This window comes from Bacillus sp. OK048 (assembly GCF_900103525.1).
Taxonomy (GTDB): domain Bacteria; phylum Bacillota; class Bacilli; order Bacillales; family Cytobacillaceae; genus Neobacillus.
In genome coordinates, this window is record NZ_FNHN01000042.1 from 1 (window position 1) to 1152 (window position 1152).

1 protein-coding gene is annotated in these 1152 nt (G+C 40.7%); it reads right to left on the reverse strand.

The window, feature by feature from the left end; translation table 11 throughout:
• Window positions 1–3 precede the first annotated feature (3 nt).
• The coding region (locus BLR86_RS25535) for an acyl-CoA dehydrogenase family protein (RefSeq protein ID WP_090768615.1) at window positions 4–1152 on the reverse strand (1149 nt) is incomplete at its 5' end.

The following is a 1152-nucleotide window of genomic DNA, read 5'->3' on the forward strand; positions in this document are numbered from 1 at the left end:
CTATTAATATGACCTTGGCATTCCCAAACAGTGTTGGGCAACATAAGCTTTAACCATTTCATTGTTAATCGGCGCAACTCTTGGTAAATGAATTTGACGATAAAATCTCTCAATATTATATTCTGTTGCATAGGAATATCCGCCAAATGTTTGCATTGCAGCATTTACGGCAGCGAATCCTGCTTCTGACGCTCGAAGCTTGGCCATATTTGCCTCCGGACCGCATGGACGGCCATTGTCATATAACCATGCCGCACGATAAGCCAATGCCTCGGCAGCTTTTAAATGTGAATATGCATCTGCCAGCGGAAATTGTACGCCTTGATTTTTTCCAATTGGTCGACCAAACACTACGCGTTCATTTGCATATTTAGAAGCCCGTTCAATCGCAGAATATCCGATACCAATGGCTTCAAAAGCAACAAGAATTCTTTCTGGATTTAATCCATCTAATAAATATTTAAAGCCTTTCCCTTCTTTTCCAATCAAATCGGAGGCATCAACTTCCAATCCCTCTATAAAAAGCTCATTGGTATCGATTGCATTCCGACCCATTTTTTCAATTTCTTTGATTGTAATGGCTGATCGATCATTCGGTGCAAAAAACAATGACATACCATCAGTTTTCTTTGTAACTTGATCATATGGTGTTGTTCTGGCAACTAGCAGAATTCTTTCGGACTTTTGCGCCTTTGTAATAAACACTTTATGTCCATTAATAATATACTTATCGCCCTCACGTTTGGCGAAAGTCGTAATTCTTGTTGTATCTGTTCCGGCATTAGGTTCTGTAACTCCGAAACAAACCTGGAGTTCCCCGTTTGCAATGCTAGGCATGTATTTTTCTTTCTGTTCTTTATTTCCATGGAAAAATAATGGGTTCGGGCCAAAGAGTGATGCATGGATAGTTGAAGCGCCATCAAATCCTGCCGGCGATTTTGCAATTTCATGCAAAATGAGCGCTGCCTCAGTTACCCCTAATCCTCCACCTCCATACTCTTCCGAAATCATGACACCGATTAATCCCGCATCTGCATACGCATCATAGAATTCCTGTGGAAATCGATGTTCTTTATCAGCTTTCCTCCAATATTCATCATCAAATTGACTTGCGATGTCCCGGGCTGTTTTTCTTATCATTTCTTGTTCTTG